The sequence below is a fragment of the Agriterribacter humi genome (assembly GCF_009192765.1).
GTDB classification, from domain to species: domain Bacteria; phylum Bacteroidota; class Bacteroidia; order Chitinophagales; family Chitinophagaceae; genus Agriterribacter; species Agriterribacter humi.
Window position 1 is genome coordinate 354,928 of the sequence record NZ_VOHQ01000003.1, and the last position, 17,589, is coordinate 372,516.

Annotated in this window: 14 protein-coding genes; 2 read left to right on the forward strand and 12 right to left on the reverse strand. The window is 40.8% G+C overall.

What is annotated here, in order from left to right:
• Positions 1-127: 127 nt before the first annotated feature.
• The 10 genes from FRX45_RS23475 to FRX45_RS07935 all read right to left on the reverse strand — a co-directional run bounded on the left by FRX45_RS23475 (position 128) and on the right by FRX45_RS07935 (position 12,812).
• A complete protein-coding gene (locus tag FRX45_RS23475) occupies positions 128-1,570 on the reverse strand; it encodes an outer membrane beta-barrel family protein (RefSeq protein ID WP_226805091.1) in 1,443 nt (480 codons plus the stop codon).
• The gene (locus FRX45_RS23480; RefSeq protein ID WP_226805093.1) at positions 1,465-2,562 is read right to left on the reverse strand and encodes a TonB-dependent receptor; all 1,098 of its coding nucleotides are present in this window, start codon (positions 2,560-2,562) and stop codon (positions 1,465-1,467) included. The genes FRX45_RS23475 and FRX45_RS23480 overlap by 106 nt, the downstream gene beginning before the upstream one ends.
• 532 nt (positions 2,563-3,094) lie before the next feature.
• Positions 3,095-4,237: a papain-like cysteine protease family protein gene (locus FRX45_RS07900; RefSeq protein WP_193311622.1), complete on the reverse strand. Its 1,143-nt coding sequence runs from the start codon at positions 4,235-4,237 to the stop codon at positions 3,095-3,097.
• A 279-nt stretch (positions 4,238-4,516) separates the two neighbouring features.
• A complete protein-coding gene (locus FRX45_RS07905) occupies positions 4,517-5,554 on the reverse strand; it encodes a toll/interleukin-1 receptor domain-containing protein (RefSeq protein WP_193311623.1) in 1,038 nt (345 codons plus the stop codon).
• Positions 5,555-6,686: 1,132 nt separating this feature from the next.
• The gene (locus FRX45_RS07910; protein ID WP_152267857.1) at positions 6,687-7,505 is read right to left on the reverse strand and encodes an SDR family oxidoreductase; all 819 of its coding nucleotides are present in this window, start codon (positions 7,503-7,505) and stop codon (positions 6,687-6,689) included.
• 204 nt (positions 7,506-7,709) lie between these two features.
• Positions 7,710-8,624, reverse strand: coding sequence for a retroviral-like aspartic protease family protein (locus FRX45_RS07915; RefSeq protein WP_193311624.1), 915 nt, complete (start codon positions 8,622-8,624; stop codon positions 7,710-7,712).
• Positions 8,625-9,008: 384 nt separating this feature from the next.
• Positions 9,009-9,407 carry an MGMT family protein gene (locus FRX45_RS07920; protein ID WP_152267859.1) on the reverse strand — a complete coding sequence of 133 codons (399 nt, stop codon included), beginning with the start codon at positions 9,405-9,407 and terminating at the stop codon, positions 9,009-9,011.
• A 72-nt stretch (positions 9,408-9,479) separates the two neighbouring features.
• Positions 9,480-10,184 (reverse strand): tRNA (guanosine(46)-N7)-methyltransferase TrmB, encoded by a 705-nt coding sequence (gene trmB, locus FRX45_RS07925; RefSeq protein WP_152267860.1) that lies wholly within the window; start codon positions 10,182-10,184, stop codon positions 9,480-9,482.
• Positions 10,185-10,323: 139 nt separating this feature from the next.
• Positions 10,324-12,267, reverse strand: a complete 1,944-nt coding sequence (locus tag FRX45_RS07930) for an alpha-ketoacid dehydrogenase subunit alpha/beta (protein ID WP_394350024.1) — start codon at positions 12,265-12,267, stop codon at positions 10,324-10,326.
• A gap of 206 nt (positions 12,268-12,473) precedes the next feature.
• Positions 12,474-12,812, reverse strand: a complete 339-nt coding sequence (locus tag FRX45_RS07935) for a phage holin family protein (RefSeq protein ID WP_152267862.1) — start codon at positions 12,810-12,812, stop codon at positions 12,474-12,476.
• Between the two features lie 95 nt (positions 12,813-12,907).
• Here FRX45_RS07935 and FRX45_RS07940 point away from each other — a divergent pair, with 95 nt between their 5' ends.
• The gene (locus FRX45_RS07940; RefSeq protein ID WP_152267863.1) at positions 12,908-13,300 is read left to right on the forward strand and encodes a PLDc N-terminal domain-containing protein; all 393 of its coding nucleotides are present in this window, start codon (positions 12,908-12,910) and stop codon (positions 13,298-13,300) included.
• Between the two features lie 413 nt (positions 13,301-13,713).
• On the opposite strand, the gene FRX45_RS07945 is transcribed toward FRX45_RS07940, so the two are convergent.
• Positions 13,714-15,954, reverse strand: coding sequence for a PspC domain-containing protein (locus FRX45_RS07945; protein ID WP_152267864.1), 2,241 nt, complete (start codon positions 15,952-15,954; stop codon positions 13,714-13,716).
• A 13-nt stretch (positions 15,955-15,967) separates the two neighbouring features.
• On the reverse strand, positions 15,968-16,333 hold the full coding sequence (locus tag FRX45_RS07950) for a PadR family transcriptional regulator (protein WP_152267865.1): 366 nt from the start codon (positions 16,331-16,333) through the stop codon (positions 15,968-15,970).
• A gap of 425 nt (positions 16,334-16,758) precedes the next feature.
• On the opposite strand from FRX45_RS07950, the gene FRX45_RS07955 reads away from it, so the two are divergent.
• Positions 16,759-17,562, forward strand: coding sequence for a PI-PLC domain-containing protein (locus tag FRX45_RS07955; protein WP_152267866.1), 804 nt, complete (start codon positions 16,759-16,761; stop codon positions 17,560-17,562).
• Positions 17,563-17,589: the final 27 nt, after the last annotated feature.

Sequence of the window (17,589 nt, forward strand, 5' to 3'; positions counted from 1 at the left end):
TGGGAGGATGGTATCGCCAACAATTGATATGCTGTTGATGATATATTGCCGAAAAAGACTTTTCTTTCCGACGGGGTCTTCACAGTCAGGCAACTGTGTGAAGAGTGAGACCCCGGCGCGAATTAGTTTATTCCCCGCTCCTTATACGGCTTTGTTCATCAGCCGATCCGCCGGTTCGCCTGCGTGCAGGAGCTATATTGTTTTTCCCGAATTTATAAGTAAATGAAATAACATATTGCCTGTTGTCTTTTCTCCGGTCATTAAGAATATCTATATCAACATCCGCATAGCGTGAATACCCGCTGAAGTTTTGCGTACGGAATATATCCCGCACACCGATCTTAATGGTTCCGTTTTTCTTAAGGATTTGTTTTGCCAGTGCCATATTCATAGCACCCATATTCCCTCCTACCAGCAGTCCTTCTGAAATCCTGTTTGTGAACCAGCCGCTAAGCTCAGCCGTCCAGGTTTCGGCAAAAGAAAAACTGTTGGTCATATTGCCCATAAAGCCGGTAACATTTATTTGTATCAGGAAGTTTTCAGTACCATCATTATACAATCCTTTATAGGTATTGCTAAAGAGATTCCCATAAATGTTCATGTTCCACCATTTTAATATTTGCTTGCTGGCAGTAACGGTTAAGCCCCACTGACGCATTTTACTAAAATTCTCCTTGGTTTGAAATATGGTTTTCTTATCTGTATTCTGTTTTAAAATTTCTGTAATAATATCATTGGTCTGCGTGTAATTTATAGTGGTAGTTAAAAACCTGTTGTAAGTGTAGCTTAATTCAATATTATTAGAGAATTGAGGTTGCAGGTATGGATTACCCTGCCCGTAAGTAAGAGAATCGAGAAAGAAAACAAAAGGATTCAGATCATTATAATCCGGGCGCCTGATCCTGCGGCTGTAGCTCAAACCAAGCTGATTTTTATCGTTTATAGTATACTCCATCGCTGCGTTTGGAAACAGGCTTGTATAATTCCTGGTAAAGGCTGAATCTCCTTTTACCTGGGTGCCTTTTGCATTGGTGTTCTCCATGCGCAGACCGCCGGTCAGGTCCCATTTCTGTATGTTCACACTAAGTATTGCATATGCTGCATTTACATTCTCTTTGTATATAAAATGATTGCTTCTTTCTTCATCAAAAAACCAACCGGTACTGGTATCTCTTTTATATACAACATCGTTATCTATATCAACAAAGCTGGTTTTAACACCTGTTTCAAGCTTCAGATCTTTACTGAACGGATGCACATAATCAACCTTGCCCGTATATATTTTCGTAATGGAAGGAAATAGTCCGTCAAGCAAAATGGTATTACCCCTTTTGGAGTTATCAGCATTAAAAATTTCTGTAGACAAAAAATTCTTTCCACTGCTTTTATAATAGCCGTAATCCAGGTCTGTTGAAATTTCCCATCCTGTAGAATCGAAGCTATGCTTGTAATTAAGATTTGTTGTTATATTGTTTGACTTATTGGAGTTGATGCATCGGATATAAAAGCGGAACTTACCTGGTGGTTTACATCTCTTAAATAAGATGTGCTCTGTTGCCAGTTCTTCCATGGATTTATGTTGCCGTTGATAACAATACCGGCTACATCCTTCGCCGTAAAATAATAATCTGCGCCTAATTTAATATTGTGCCAGTTGCTTATATTGTGCCTGTTTGTTTTTTGATCTGATCGCCCTGAAAAAACCTCCTGTTTGTAGAAATTCCGGTTGATGGTTAGCACGCCTAATCCTTCCCATACGTCACCATTATAACCGCCAAAAACATTCACTTTTTTATTCCGGTAATTAAAGTTAGCGCCACCATTATATTTTGGATAAAATCCCTGTGCATAGTTAAAGTTCATATTGCCATTCAATCCCTTTATGGTTCCTTTTTTGGTTTTAATATTTATAATACCTGCTCCTCCTGCGGCATCATACTTTGCCGGTGGATTTGTCATAATTTCAATCTGATCCAATATACCTGCCTGGAGGCTTTTCAAAAATGCTGCAAGATTCTGTCCGCTTAAATAGGTTTGCTTTCCGTCAATTAATATAGTTACACCACCTTTTCCTTTCAGGCTTATATTGCCATCACTGTCTACCGATACCCCGGGAGATTTCTCCAGGATCTCCAGCACATTTAGCCCTGCATTGGTTGGTGAAGCATCAACATTTACAACAGTTTTACCGGCTTTTACCTGAACCGGTGGGCGTTTGGCCGTAACTGTTATATTTGATAAGACAGTATTGGCTTTGCTCATGGTTAGCGCAGGCACAATATAATCACCGCCATTTATATTAAATACCGGAGAAAAATTCGTAGTATAGCTAACCGCGGTAATTTTTACCAGGTATTGATTGCCGGCAACATTTCTAAATGTAAAGTTTCCTGATGCATCAGTTGCCGTGGATAATAACTGAGACGAATCTTTAGCAATCAACAAGGAAACGGTCGCTTTAGCAAGCGGTTTATTATCTTCTCTATATACTTTACCCGTTATATTTTGAGCAGAAATATTTGTAGTAACCAGTAAGAATAAGGCGTAAAAAAAGTATTTCATAAAACACATCCGGTTCAGCATAATCAGCAAAAATATTTTTGAAAAAAGCTGTAATAAACGGATTAGCGGTGAATGGTAGAAAAAGCCACTTCAACGGTTTTATTGACAGCACATACAAACATGAACTGTTGTACGTTGTACACATGAAAATGTTACAAATTTTATAAACTTATCCTGGTGAGCTTTGGCTCAGGGATGTGAGAGAAGTGAATTGTGAATTGTGAATAGTGAATGGCTTGTCGTTAGTATATATTGGCCGATTGATAGCTAATAGCTGATGTTGCAAAGAACCAAATTACAAAAAACAAGAACCAAAGGAATCCCAAATCCAAAATCCGATGAAGGCTGTCAGCGATCGGCTTTCAGCCATGAGCAGGAGTTCATCCCATCGTTAGTAATTACCCACTGATAGCTGACTGCTGAAAGCTGACGGCTCAGGAGAAGCTGACTGCTCAGGGAGTAAAATAAAAAACGGTCAGCCTGCGTTTGGTGCGTGGCTGACCGCTTTGCTTTTTTTATTATAAGCGCATCATCATGCGCCCATTGTATCGTCCTGTTTTTCTATTGTGGCTTTAAGTCTTTGTACCAAAGCATTGAATTCTTTTTGATCCAGCACACCGTCCCTGTCTTCAAAATGACGCACTAAGTAATATTTATCATCGTTACCATCGTTTCCGGTAAGCCACAATGCTTCTAAGTTCAGCGCGGGAAACCTCAGCAGGCGAAGTTCATTGCCATCATCTGCGCTGCTTTCTACGCGCCTCAGTTGCTCTATTCCATTTTCGATATTATTCAAATATGCTTTATCCGTACTTACCTGCAGTACTTCGGGCCGGCTTTCATTGGTAGACAGATCATAGATCGCTACGGGTTTTGCTGCATCAAGCTCAATAACACGTACACTTGATGGCTCCTTGGAGATGTTTATTTCTTTATCAATCTCCTTCAATGATACGGTAAAGACATGATGCGGCATGCTTAAGTCAAGCTGATCTAATTTCTTTTCTATATTCAGCTCGGGCAATTGAATTTTAAGCAATGGCCTGATCATGGGAATGGGGATTAATAACTTTTCGTACAATGTCAGATCCAAAAACCGCATATAAGAATATTTTTTGGTGATATAACTATGTGTCCAACTGCCGCTTCCCTGGTAATTATTAGAGAACTGGTCTACTGTTAATACACTCTTCCCGTAAATAGGATCATCAATATGAAAATAATGTGTAAACCCTATCCGCGACACCCCATGAATAACCATAAAATGACCGCCTCCGCCGTTCCATCCTATACGTGTTCCCACTACCAGCCCTTTACCTATTTCTGCTTTTACCGCGTCCCATGTCATTGTTCCGCCGCTCATGGATACATAATTGTGTGTACAGTCGAGCGCCTTATCTAAATACCACGGCACATTACAACCCGATGGCGTGGGTGTATTGCAACAGGACAACCCCTGCTCATGGGAAGCAATTTTGCATTGCGACCAGGGATTTAAAAGTTTGGCATAAAAATGAGATACGCTGTCTGCCGTTGCTGCCCAGCACCAGTTCGACCTGAGCTGCGCCTCCATATTGAAATTAAGCACTTTGCTGTAATACAGCCATGTAAATACATTTTGTTCCAGTTCGTATGGAACATCAATCCTTAAATTGTTGAGATTTTTAAAGTCCATAAAATACATTGTTAATGGTTATTAAAACAATCGGGCTTCTTTGCAGCATATACTGCATTATATACATCCTGCAGGCGAAATGTTACCCGGTGCTGTGTCAGGCAAATGATGGTTGTATGTAATCGTGAAAGAAGAAAGATGGAAGGGAGTGAACAGGCAATTGTGAATTCTTTCAACCTCTCACTTCTCACATTTGACACAGCACCAATGTATGTTTATTATAAATGACGCATTTTGCGCCACGAATGCCCGGATCCATATTTGTACCTGCCCCGGTAGCTATTGTTTTGTCCAGTAAAAGTCTTCGGTATAAGAAGCTCCGTTGGCTGTAACTACAAATTTGCCATTTAAGGTATAGCTGTTTTTCCTGACCGTGCCGGAGCCGGATATTACACCAACATTATACAATTGAACTTTGAAATTCATTTTATCTCCTTCCACAGTTCCAACTCCCTCACCGGTAGTGATCCCTGCAACTGTAACGCTTTTTAATTGCAGCGTGCTGCCTGTTTGTTCAATGTACATGGTATATTGATTGGTAGCATCGTACCATGCGCCTCCTACATTCACGGGAATAGCAGAAGGGTTTTTTTCTCTTACAGGGTCAGTATCCTTATCAGCAAAATCGGATGGGGTGCTGCTGCCATCATTACCGGTTACCTTACCGGTATCAGGCTTAATTGTATTTACCGTAATATCCTCCTGTGCAGGCTTATTGTTACGGGTTGATTCAAACAGTAAAGCCGCGATAGCCAATACCGCTAAAGCAAAAAGTCCGTAGATAATCCATTTGCCTGCACCGGAGCTTTGTTCAGGAAGGGCTGTATCCGGTTTTTTAGGGGTAAATCCAATCTTTTGTAAGAAATTAATCAATTGCTCCGTGTCATAGCTCCAGCGTTTATTGCTTATCTCATAGGTTTGCCGGTTAAGCAAAGGGTACAAAGACTCCGGTAAATCTTCCGTTGCGGGAAGAGATGCTCCACGCACTAAAACGGGAATAACCCGTATATCTCTTTTTAAAGCGGTTTCCAGTTCAATTCTTACCCAGTCTTCGGGTTGCTTAATGCGGGGATTGCCTTTCTTGTCGGTTCCTGCCCAGTCAGTACCGATAATGGCAAAAAGCACATCACAGGATTCAAGAGATTTTGTAATCGCCTGCCTGAAGTCAACACCGGGCTCAAGCTTTTCGATATCCATAAATATCTGGTCCTCGTAAAAAGCCTGCTTCAAAGCGTCCACAAGCCGCCCGGTATCTGCCGCGGTATCCTGAACACGGTAGCTGATGAATATCTTTTTTCGTTGGGGATGAGTGGGCAAGCGTATTCTTTTTAATAATTTGATAATAAAGAAACCCCGGTTTTTACACAGTCAGGCAGGTTGGTTATTAAAGGAATGGAATGTAAATTGATAGCTAATTTACACAGTAGTGTTGAACATTTTCAAATTTTATTCAGGAGAAGTTGTTCAAAGGATTGAGCAGGATTTACCGGTGCAAGTGGCCTGTGCATAGAAAGTGCCGGTGGAAGCAATTAAGAATTTTGATGATGCGGTGGCAATATTCAGCATTCAGAATAACTGCGAAGGATCTAATGCGAATGTATCTGAGTGATGCACTCCGGTCAATACGCGTGTTATTTTCTTCCGGCCAAAGGCTGCAGGCTGCAAAAGAAACCAGGAGGGTCAATAGGTCTGAATATACAATTTACAATACAATCTGTTTATACAATGTTTCCTCGCTGAAGATATAGAATTTTACATCAGCGTATCAATAGCATCGTCCGGCACTCATCAAAGCGGCATTGCTCAAAAGCAAATCCATTTACATCTCAACCAATCGAATCCATGAAAAAAGGCTTAGTAATAAGATGACTTCATGTTTGTATTAGAGTTGAATCAGGGTTGTGATGATCTAAAAGGAAATTATCTCTTAAATGGAACCACAGAATTGATTTGCCTGAAAGTTTGCCTGCGGCATTTGCTTATAAGATGGTGGTAGATTCTCTAAATATGAAAACGAATATTGTAAACAGCATATCTATGAATTTTGATTTTTGCAGCGGCTATGCACCGGATTGTATTTTTAAAGCATATTGCCCCTGCCTGAAAATATGGAATGAGTAGGAAGATGATGATATAGATATTGACTTAAAAAATGATGAATTACAGTTTTGACTTCTTGTTTATAACTGACATCACCGCTACTGACATTAAATTATTACTACAGTCATTTTTAAAAGTGTATTCTCAAACCAACATTTTTGTCCTAATTGTGTCATTTACAAACGACATTTATGGATATTTTGTATGAAAATCACAATAATCTGATGAGTCAGGTCAGCGATTCATTTTTCCGCTACCTGATGGATACTATTGAATGGAACCAGCGTATGCTTGCCATGACACGGGAGAGAATGTGGAGAACAAAATTGCTACTGCTGCCGATGCCTTCTTACAGGAACAAGTCGGTATACAATTTAGCCCCGGGTAGCACGCTGTATTTTTCAAGATCCGTTATGCCTGCCTGTGCCAATACATCCTCATCAATAAAAAAATTGCCCGTGCAAGTTTCCGCAGGGCGGGATAAGATATAATAAACCGCATCGGCGATTATTTCAGGAGTACGGCTCATTTTTACTAGTGCATCTCCACCCAGTAAGTTTTGTACGGCGGCGGTAGCAATGGTGGTCCGGGGCCAAAGTGCGTTAACGCCGATCTTATCCTTTTTTAATTCTTCAGCCAGCCCCATCGCAATCATGCTCATATTGTATTTACTAAGTGTGTAGGCAAGGTGATTGCCAAACCATTTAGGCTGCATGTTAAGCGGGGGTGATAAATTCAGGATATGGGGATTATTGCCTTTTCGCAAATGCGGTATACAGGCTTTGCTTACGAAAAAAGTACCTCTTACATTAATGTCATGCATGAGGTCGAAACGTTTGGGATCTGTTTTTTCCGTGGGTGTAAGCGATATGGCCGAAGCGTTGTTAATAAGAACGTCTATACCACCAAATACTTCGATGGTTTTGTTTACGGCATTGTCTATCTGTTCTTCAAACCGGATATCGCATTGAACAGGCAGGGCCTGACCGCCAGCTTCTACGATTTCTTTTGCCACAGAAAAGATCGTTCCGCCAAGCTTTGGATTCTCTTCTACCGATTTGGCGGCAATAACTACCTGCGCCCCTTCTTTAGCCAACCGTAAGGCAATTGCTTTGCCAATGCCCCTGCTGCCTCCGGTAATAAAAACTATTTTTCCATTGAATGACATATCTTTTTATTTTAAGTGTAAGCTAAAAGAATTTTACTGAAGTTCGAATAGTAATTTATTAGCGTTGCCCGCTTAATATGGTATTGATGGAATCGCCGGGAGCGATAGTATATCTGTGCAGGGCGAGGAGGCCTTGCACAGCGAAATGCAATTCAGGGCAGACCCTGTTTCTTCTTCCTGTTCAATTCAGTAAAATTTAGCAACCTATTTGACAAGTATTAATACATTACTTCTATTATCCAATATCCATTTGCTAAACTTATTAAGTAAACTTCTGCCGAGAATTGTTTTTTTTGCTTTATCACTAACTGCTATAACAATGTTTTTCAGGTGGTATTTTCCAATGCGCACATCGTCAACAATGTATTTCCGGCAGGTATCCACAGAACCATTTGCCATTTCATATTCACCAACACCCAGATAATTGTCTTGTCGAAGAATATTTTCCATTTTAAATTCTTCTTCCATCTCTTTGGTTATCAACAAATCACTTGCACCTGTATCCAACAGCCAAAATAAAACAGTACTTCCCATTTTAATTCTTGCATAAGCCATGCCGTTAAAACTCAAAATATTTATTGTATCCGATTGCGGGCCATCAATGTCTTTTTGGGCGTTCTCATTCCATTGATTGTTGGCAACCGTGCTGTCTTCAAAAGGATTCCCGCATTTGTACATCATTTCATAATACAATAAAGAATTTGGATTATGAATCTGCTGATATTCTGCATCACTCAGCTTCTTTCTTTTTATTAATTCAAACTGGCAATAACAAAATTCTTTTACCTTTTGCGGATCAAGGGTTTTATTCGTGCTTTTTTGTAACGACGAGATGCATTCAGCTATATTTTCTTTCTGAAAACTTTCAATAGACATTAATATTGACCTGCCCGAATTTTTAAAGCAACTATCAATCTGCTCCTTAATAGTCGCATCTTTATTAATCAGCGCTTCAAAGTCAATCATTCTTCCTTTCGTATTTTCTTTATATTCTTTATTGGTGAAACGTTTATCAACCTTATTCAAATAACATTCACATATCTCTACCGCAACTTTATCAGTTCTATCTTTTTTAAAACTTTTGAGACAGTTGATCAACATTGATTTACGGGCTATCACAGGTCTGCCTTCTTTAGACCGGATATAATCAGCCGATATTTGGGCGCAGATTGTATAAGCATGAGCAAGACAAAAGAAAAGCAATATACTTTTAAAAAATCCTCCCTTTGAAATGAACGGCTTCAGCATTGTAACCCATACTTTAGTTATGAACATTTTAGACTATTGTCCTCAATTTATATAAAAAATACATCAATGCTAAATGAGCTTAATGCGTAGGGGCATCCTAAATTTTCGCAGCATATTTTTACCTCACCCTTTAATCCCCTCTCCACCTTTGGTGGCGAAGGGAAAATGGAACGAAAATTTGGGATGCGCCCTAATGCGTACTATCATTTCATCAACTACAAATATTTAAACTTTCTCTTTTGAGTGTCAATTGCGTTATGACAAATCCAGTTCTTTAACGGGATCCCAGAATATTTTTTCAAAATTCACAATTGTATCGTTCTTAACTTTTATGCCTTCACTTTTTAAAAGGTCGGCCATTAAGGTTGGTGTGGCAAAATGATGCCTGCCACTCAGCATTCCGTTTCGGTTTACCACGCGATGCGCAGGCACAGGCGGATAAGCCGCACCCGCCGCATTCATGGCCCAGCCTACCATGCGGGCCGATAATTTTGTGCCCAGGTATTCCGCAATAGCCCCGTATGAAGTAGCGCGTCCTTTGGGTATCAGCCGCACCACATCGTATACCGATTCAAAAAAAGAATCTTTTCTTTTTTCTTTTGCCGGGATGGCTATTGTTGGCTTTGAAGCTGAAGGTTTTGATATGCGTTTCATGTTACGCCTTATTTTTATTCGCTGGAAGTTTCCCTGTGCTACAAATTAGAAGATACAATAAAATCCCTTCCTTTAATCAACTGCAGGTTCATGCATCAGTTGTTTTAACTGATCATCCTTTTCCAAAGGAAGCTGTGCCGGTAAACGGAATTTCAGGTAGTGTACACTGTTGCTGCCTGCAATATCCAGACTTTCGTAATAGGTTTTTATTTTCAGTTCATCAGCAATATCCTGCTGCGCATATACATTATCGTAATCTTCCAGTACCGGCAGTTCATATATGCCGGCCACTAATTTAGTAAACCGGTACAGGTCGGGCGAATCTGTTTTTAGATGGATTAAACCACCGGGTGCAAGTACCTGCTGGTACAAGCGTAAAAAACGGGGATGCGTAAGCCTTTTCTTTGCCCTTGAAAGCCGGAGTTGAGGATCGGGAAAAGTGATCCATATTTCCTGTACTTCACCAGGAGTAAAATAATCGGCGATCTTTTCAATTTGCGTGCGTAAAAAGGCAGCGTTCTTTATTCCTTCTTCCAAACACTTCTTTGCACCTGCCCATATCCGGTTGCCTTTCAGATCAACGCCAATAAAATTCCGGCCGGGATATTGTTTTGCCAATGCTACTGTATACTCGCCTTTGCCGCAGGCCAATTCTAAAGTAATGCCATTGCTGTTTTCAAAAAAATCACCCCATTTTCCCTGCATGCCCTGCGGGTATTGCAGCACATTAGGAAAGGTTTTGATGGCTTCAAACCGTATTAATTTTTTATGGCCCATAAGGCTGCAAAGATAAGAGGGAAGTGGTGATTGGTGAATAGTGAGTGGTGAATAGTGAGAAGGCAATAGTGAATAGTGAGAGACAAGAGGTGAGTTGCTCACAACCGATAGCTGATGGCTGAATGCTGATAGCTAATAGCTAATAATGAAGTAATTTTTGAACATATTCATGCAAGCGCGATTTGGCAAGAAAATGCTTTTCCAGTTCTGTATTAAAAGGTACAGGTGTATCTAAAGAAGCGCAGCGTAAAACGGGAGCGTCTAACCGGGCAAAGCAATGTTCCTGTATCCATGCGCTGATCTCTGCTCCTATACCACCAATTAAAGTATCTTCATGTAATATCAATACCCTGCCCGTACGGGATACCGAATCGCTGATGGCATCGTAATCCAAAGGCAATAGCGTTCGCAGATCAAGAATATCGAATGATATATCCATATGCCGGGTAGCATATTCAAGGGCCCAGTGTACACCCGCTCCGTAAGTAATAATGGAAATGTCTTCTCCTTCTTCCACCCGCCTTGCTTTGCCAATGGGTATTTCATAATTTTCTTCGGGCACGGGTCCGTTTATACTGCGGTATAATGCTTTATGTTCAAAAAATAATACCGGGTTGAGATCATTTACCGCCGCTATCAATAATCCTTTTGCATCCATTGCGGTGGAAGGATAAACTACTTTTAAGCCGGGTGTATGCACAAACCAGGCTTCATTGCTTTGTGAATGAAAAGGACCCGCACCCACACCTGCCCCCGTGGGCATACGGATTACTACGTCGGCGTTTTGGCCCCACCGATAATGTATCTTGGCAAGATTATTAATGACCTGGTTGAACCCCGATGTTATAAAATCAGCAAATTGCATTTCTACAATGCTTTTGTATCCTTCAATGCTCAGTCCCAATGCGGCGCCTATAACAGCGCTTTCACATAAGGGAGTATTGCGCACCCTGTCTTTACCAAATTTATTCAGCAAGCCTTCTGTTATTTTAAAAGCGCCTCCGTATTCCGCAATATCCTGTCCCATCAAAACCAGGTTATCGTGGGTGATCATACTTTGATAAATACCTTCGGAGATGGCATCTACAAATCTTTTTTCCCGGATGGTAAAGCGGGAATGTTCAATTGCGGCATCATTATCAATAATGGCTGTGGCAAAGCCTCCGAATGCTATTCGCTCTGCATAAACATCACTTACTTCTTCTTCCGTTGAAGGAATGATTGCAGTATTTGTAAAACCCTTTTCAACTTCAGTATCAATATAAGTTTTAACTTCTGTTTTTATACTTTCAATATCAGCCGTAGTCAAAATATTTTCCTGTATCAGCCATTGTTCAAATGTTTTAACCGGATCTTTTTTATCCCAAACAGCTAATAATGCTTCAGGTACATATTTTGTACCGCTTGCTTCTTCATGGCCACGCATACGAAAGGTCATGCATTCCACTAAGTAAGGTTTCTGACGCTCAATGCAATATTCCCTTACTCCTTTTATCGTATCGTACACGGTAAGTATATTGTTACCGTCAATCTGAACCCCTTCCATGCCATAGCCTTTCGCTTTATCAACAATGTTTTCGCATCTGAATTGTTCCTGCACCGGCGTACTTAATCCATACCCGTTGTTCTCCACCAAAAAAATAACAGGGAGGTCCCATACGGCTGCAATATTCAGGGCTTCATGAAAATCGCCTTCACTCGTAGCGCCTTCTCCGCAAAAGGCAAGGGACACTTTGTTTTCTTTTCTTAGTTTATATGCCAGTGCCACGCCGTCAGCTACGGCCATCTGTGGCCCAAGATGAGAGATCATCCCGCAGATATGGTGTTCCCTGCTTCCAAAATGAAAACTTCTTTCCCTTCCCTTGCTATACCCGCTTTTGGCGCCCTGCCATTGCATAAAAAGTTTGTTAAGCGGCATATTGCGGGTAGTAAAGACGCCCAGGTTGCGGTGCAGCGGCATGATCCATTCATCATTTTCCAGCGCCATTGTAGCGCCTACGGCAATGGCTTCCTGTCCTATGCCGCTAAACCATTTGCTGATTTTTCCCTGTCGCAACAACACCAGCATTTTTTCTTCGGTCATCCGGGGCAATAACAATGACTTATAAAATTGTTCTAGCTGGGATGGGGTAAAGTTCTTTTGAGCAAAATGCATATACAAACCTATTGGTTTTTGAAAATATGCCGGTTTATTAAAATGGTTATTTTGCTTTTTGATGACTTTACGTTTGAGGGTAAACGTAATTTGCATGGCCATTATGATATTACCAGCGCAGGTATTTTACTGCTTTACTCGCTTTTACTGCTTAAAAACAGGGATGAAACAATGGAAAGCAGCAAACCAAACAACAGCGCCCACCAAAACCCGTCAACAGTAATGCCATCTACCACTTTGGAGGCCAGCAGCACCATCAGGGCGTTGATGACGAATAAAAAAAGTCCCAGTGTTATAATGGTGAGCGGAATAGTAAGAATAACCAGCAGCGGACGAACAATGAGGTTAACGATAGCCAGCACCAGTGCAAAAACCAATGCAGTCCAATAAGAATCTATATGAATCCCCTTTAGAAAATAGGCCAGTCCATAGGCTACCGCCGCGGTTACTAACAAACGAATAATGAAGTTCATGGTGGTAATTTTAGCAAAATGTACAAAAAATATAGCATCATTGGTGATGCGTCACTGCTATTTTCTTTTCGTAACTTTCTTATAAATTCTTAGTCATGTCAAAATCAGGAAAAATAATACTGGGAATAGTGAGCTTTTTGCCTTTCGTTTTTCTGCTTGGCTATTTTGTATGGCTCATGGGACTCTTTGTACATATGATAGGAACTGCCGGTTCGGGCAATGAATATCCCGGAGAAATGCCTGATTATTTTTTGGGCAACATGATCTGGATGATTATTTGGATTGCACTGATGGTGATCTTTTCTTTTGGATTGCTCATTTACTATATTGTACACGTTGTTAATAATAAAACCATAGATAGCAATGAGAGACTGGTCTGGATCCTTGTTTTCATATTCGCAAATATGATGGGATTTCCCATTTACTGGTATATGCGCATCTGGCGCGATACACCTGAAAGGAATACACCTGTTACAGATAGTTTTTAGTTTGGAAGTTTATGATTTGTGGTTTGCTACAAGTTGCAGGGTGGGATGAGGTATTGGGTAGGAGGTATCAGGTATGATTGTCACTCACCACTATACTGTCTCTCCATTTCATGAACCAGCAAATACTTACCACCCTGTTCTGCAAAGTCCCTGACTTTGCAGAACTATGTTCTTCCCCGTTTTAAACGGGGAAGAACATAAAAATCCGAAGTTAAAAACTTCGGATAGCAGAGATAGCGGAGCACATTGATCTCCCTCTCCCTTCTCTCTTTTCACCTTTCACCACCACTTACTACTGTCCACTTACCACCTACCACTGACTAACAACAAACTGCCCCGCAATGTTACCTGCAGGGCAGTGTTTGTTTCAACTTCAACCTGTCTATTGAAACGATTTTTCCTATAGCATTTTGTTAAAGGGCGGAAAGGAAAAGAAAGGGAGTATGCAAATCTTCTCTTGGCCGTGCTTTAACCACTTTTTCTTCCTGCCTGTCGTCTGCAGAAACGGAAGCTTTTCTTTGCGGAACCGGTGCCGGTGGCTCTGCCGGCGTTTTCGGCGGAACCGGCTTTTTTCCTTCCTCAATGAGGATGGAATCGCCTTGTTTTTTGTAACGGTAAACGCCTTTGCCATTATCCATTTCGCCTTCTGCCTCTATTTCTATACCACTGTCATCCGCTTTAAGTCTGAACTTTCCGCTTTTTAAATTCCCTTTATCTTCATCATTTTTTTCTGTTCTTTCAAGTCCTTCCGGGGTCATTGTATACGACACATTATTTCTCCACGAATAAGAATTATCCCATCTTTCATCCCAGTCAATATTCCATCCCCTTCTGCGATCCACATTAATATCAAACCAATCGTACCAATCCACACTTTTGTCAATCATTATTTTTTTGCCTACCGGAATTTCTATTACCAGCAATACCTGCTGATTACGGAATTTATTTTGTTTAGATACCGGGAAGCCTTTACCCAGAGAAATTATACTGTCGTTTTGGGCTACCGCAAAGTTTATATTAGCCGCATTATCTTCTGCTATTGCCGGTGTATTTCCCCTGGCGAATTTTACCTTTTGGATGTGATAGCTGCTGTCCGGACTTCTTACCAGTTTTATCCTTACCGTATTCAGCAACATACTGTCTTCATTCATCGAAAGAAAAGGAAACTCCCCGTCAAACCAATCACTGCTGTAATACTTCACTTTTCCTTCAGACACTTTTACGATCATGTTTCCACTTGATGGCTGAGTGATGGCTACATCTTCGTTGATGCTGGTGCGGGTTCTGAAATTGCGGGCAATCATACCTATCAATATAAACAAGCTTACCAGTCCAACTATCCAAAGACTTCCAAATGCATAACCTAAGTAAGGATTTTTTGATTTTACCCGCATAATGCGCCTGATGACCCACACTACAAAAGCAATGATCGGTACGCCTATAAACATGGTTACCACGCTCCAGGCAAAAAAGTTCTGCCAGAATCCTTCCAATAAAAAGTTTTTCAATGGGAATATGCCAACACCACTATACAAAAGCGCTATTAAAACAATAAGCAGCACAAAAGCGATCATGCCGGCGATGAATAAAAAGAATGCTTTGAACAATACGCCTATGGCATTTCCGATTCCGGTACCTGCTTTTTTGGCAAAAGGTCCAACTTCCGATGCAAATGCCTGTGTTCTCTGCTGAATGGTACTGCTCATCTCTTGTCCAACATCTTTCGCTTTTTCCTTAAATTCAGCGCCTATCTTTTCGCCCCGGCCTTTCACATTCTGCAGTTCTTCCTGTACCGTGTTCTTTATACTTTCCAGGTCAATTTTTTCACCACGCATTTCTAATTTTTCCGTTGCCGATACTGCACGGGGCAAAACGATCCACAGGATAATATAAGTAATGAAGAAGGTGCCGCCCAATCCGCTGAATGCCACCCAGGGACCTTTCCAATGCCACCAGAAGCCACTGAACAGGTTAGGAAGAAGGCTCAACAAAAATGGAAGCAGAAATATCAGCCTGGGAATCCAGGTATCAATATTAAAGTAAGCGCTTAATCCACCGGCTACGCCACCAATCATTTTGTTGTCGGGGTCGCGGTAAAGCCGTTTACGCACATTGGTCTGCAATGGCTTTGAAGGAAGTATGATCCATAAAATGATATACAATAAAAAGCCGAAACCAAATCCGCCAAAAGCAATGAGCGCAAAAATGATACGTACCACCGCCGGATCAATTCTCAGGTAATTGGCTACCCCGGCGCATACCCCGCCCAGTACCCTGTCATTCTCCGCACGGTAAAGCCGGTGTGGCGCAGGCGCAGGCTCAGGTATGGATGATTGGGTATTATTGCCCGCACCTCCGTTTCCTGTTGACGCCGAACTATACGAAACTTCTTCCTGCTCAAAATCTTCAGGCCTGCCCATACTTGCCATTACCACGCTCACATCTTCATCGGTAATACAAACCGAGCCCTTCTTTAATTTCTCATCAAACAACTCCGCAATACGGTTCTCAATATCATTGATGATCTCATCCTTACCTTCTTCATTGGCGAAATAGCGGCGCAGGCTTTCTACATACTGCTTCAACGTTTCATATGCCGTTTCTTCAATGGGTATCACCCTTCCCTGGAAATTTATATTTATTACCTTTTTCATGATCAGTTCAATTTTATTGGTTGAAGTTGTTGGGGTCTATAGAGATAGCCTGTCCGTTTTGTGTTAGCGCGTGAACAGCATTTGCCAGTTCATTCCATGTAGCCTGCAACTCAGCATAAAAAGAAGCCCCCTTGTCGGTTAAAGAAAAATATTTCCGTGGTGGGCCACCTGTACTTTCTACCCAGCGGTAAGTGAGTAAATCTGCATTTTTCAATCGCGTTAATAAAGGGTAAAGTGTTCCTTCCAGAATATTAAGGTTGGCCCTTTTCATTTCCTCTATAATATCACTCGGATATACCTCTCCACGCTTAATTATAGACAGGATACAAAATTCCAGTACCCCTTTTCTCATCTGGCTCTGCGTGTTCTCGATATTCATAATCTCAGGGATTTTTCCTGCTTTTTCCGGCCGGGGCAAAGCAAGATGTTAAACAAATTTGTTATACCAATCTTATGTCCGCATTTTATTGATCATCTTAACAATACTTCCCGGTCTTTTATAATCTTTCATCTTTCGCCGGACATTTCCGCTCATCTGAAAACAAAGATAAATACTTATTTAATACTATGCAATACATAGTACCATTTTTGTTTCAGTAGTTGGTAGTAAACAATCCCTCATAATCCTTCCAAATCCAATGCAGTAAAGCTTTTGCGTGGAATTTTAGGTGGATGATATTTTTTTTAAGAAAAGATGAATGGTATATTTTAATGATGAATGGTGATGTTTTGACGGTCTCCCTATATAATCTTCTTTACTTTTAATCTTTTATACGCCTAAACAGCTTTTATTAAACAACAACGATGAAACAATTGTTCTTAAAAAAGTGTATCTCTTTTATAGTGGTTATGGTTGCTTTTTATACAGGATATGGCCAAACCATAAAATACAATGTATCCAATGCCCACGCCCACAACGATTATGAGCACAATATTCCTTTTATACAGGCTTATAACCTTGGCTTTGGCTCCATTGAAGCAGATGTGATTTTGCAGAATGACAGCTTGTTTGTAGGTCATAGTACTAAGGATATTACTGCAAGGCCTCTTTTTTTTGAGCGGGATTATATACAGCCACTGCAGGATGCCCTTTTAAAGCAAAAAGATACCACGCGTAAAGTTATTTTACTCATTGATCTTAAAACGGAGACGCTTTCTGCACTTAATAAAGTAATTGCGATTATTGAAAAATATCCCATGCTGACAAAAACCACTGCTGTACAATTTGTCATTACCGGTAATCAGCCTCCGCCCTCAACCTTCGGTCAGTATCCTCCTTATATTTATTTTGACGGTAACATCAATAACCCGGCACATATAGAGCAAATAAGCCGCATTGGCATGTTCAGCGATAATTTCAGAAAGTATTCCGGATGGGACGGGAAAGGTAATATTCCTGAAAAAGAGAAGCATGCATTAACAACGGTTATTCAAAAAGCCCATACCCTGCATAAAAAGATCCGTTTTTGGGGATGCCCGGATAACATTCATACATGGCATACTTTTATGGATCTTCAGGTGGATTATATCAATACAGATCACATTGAAAAGCTCGCAGATTTTCTAAAGAAAATGCCTGCTACAACTTCCCTGCCTGCAAATCAGTAAGAAAATAAAAGCTTATATTTTTTCGTT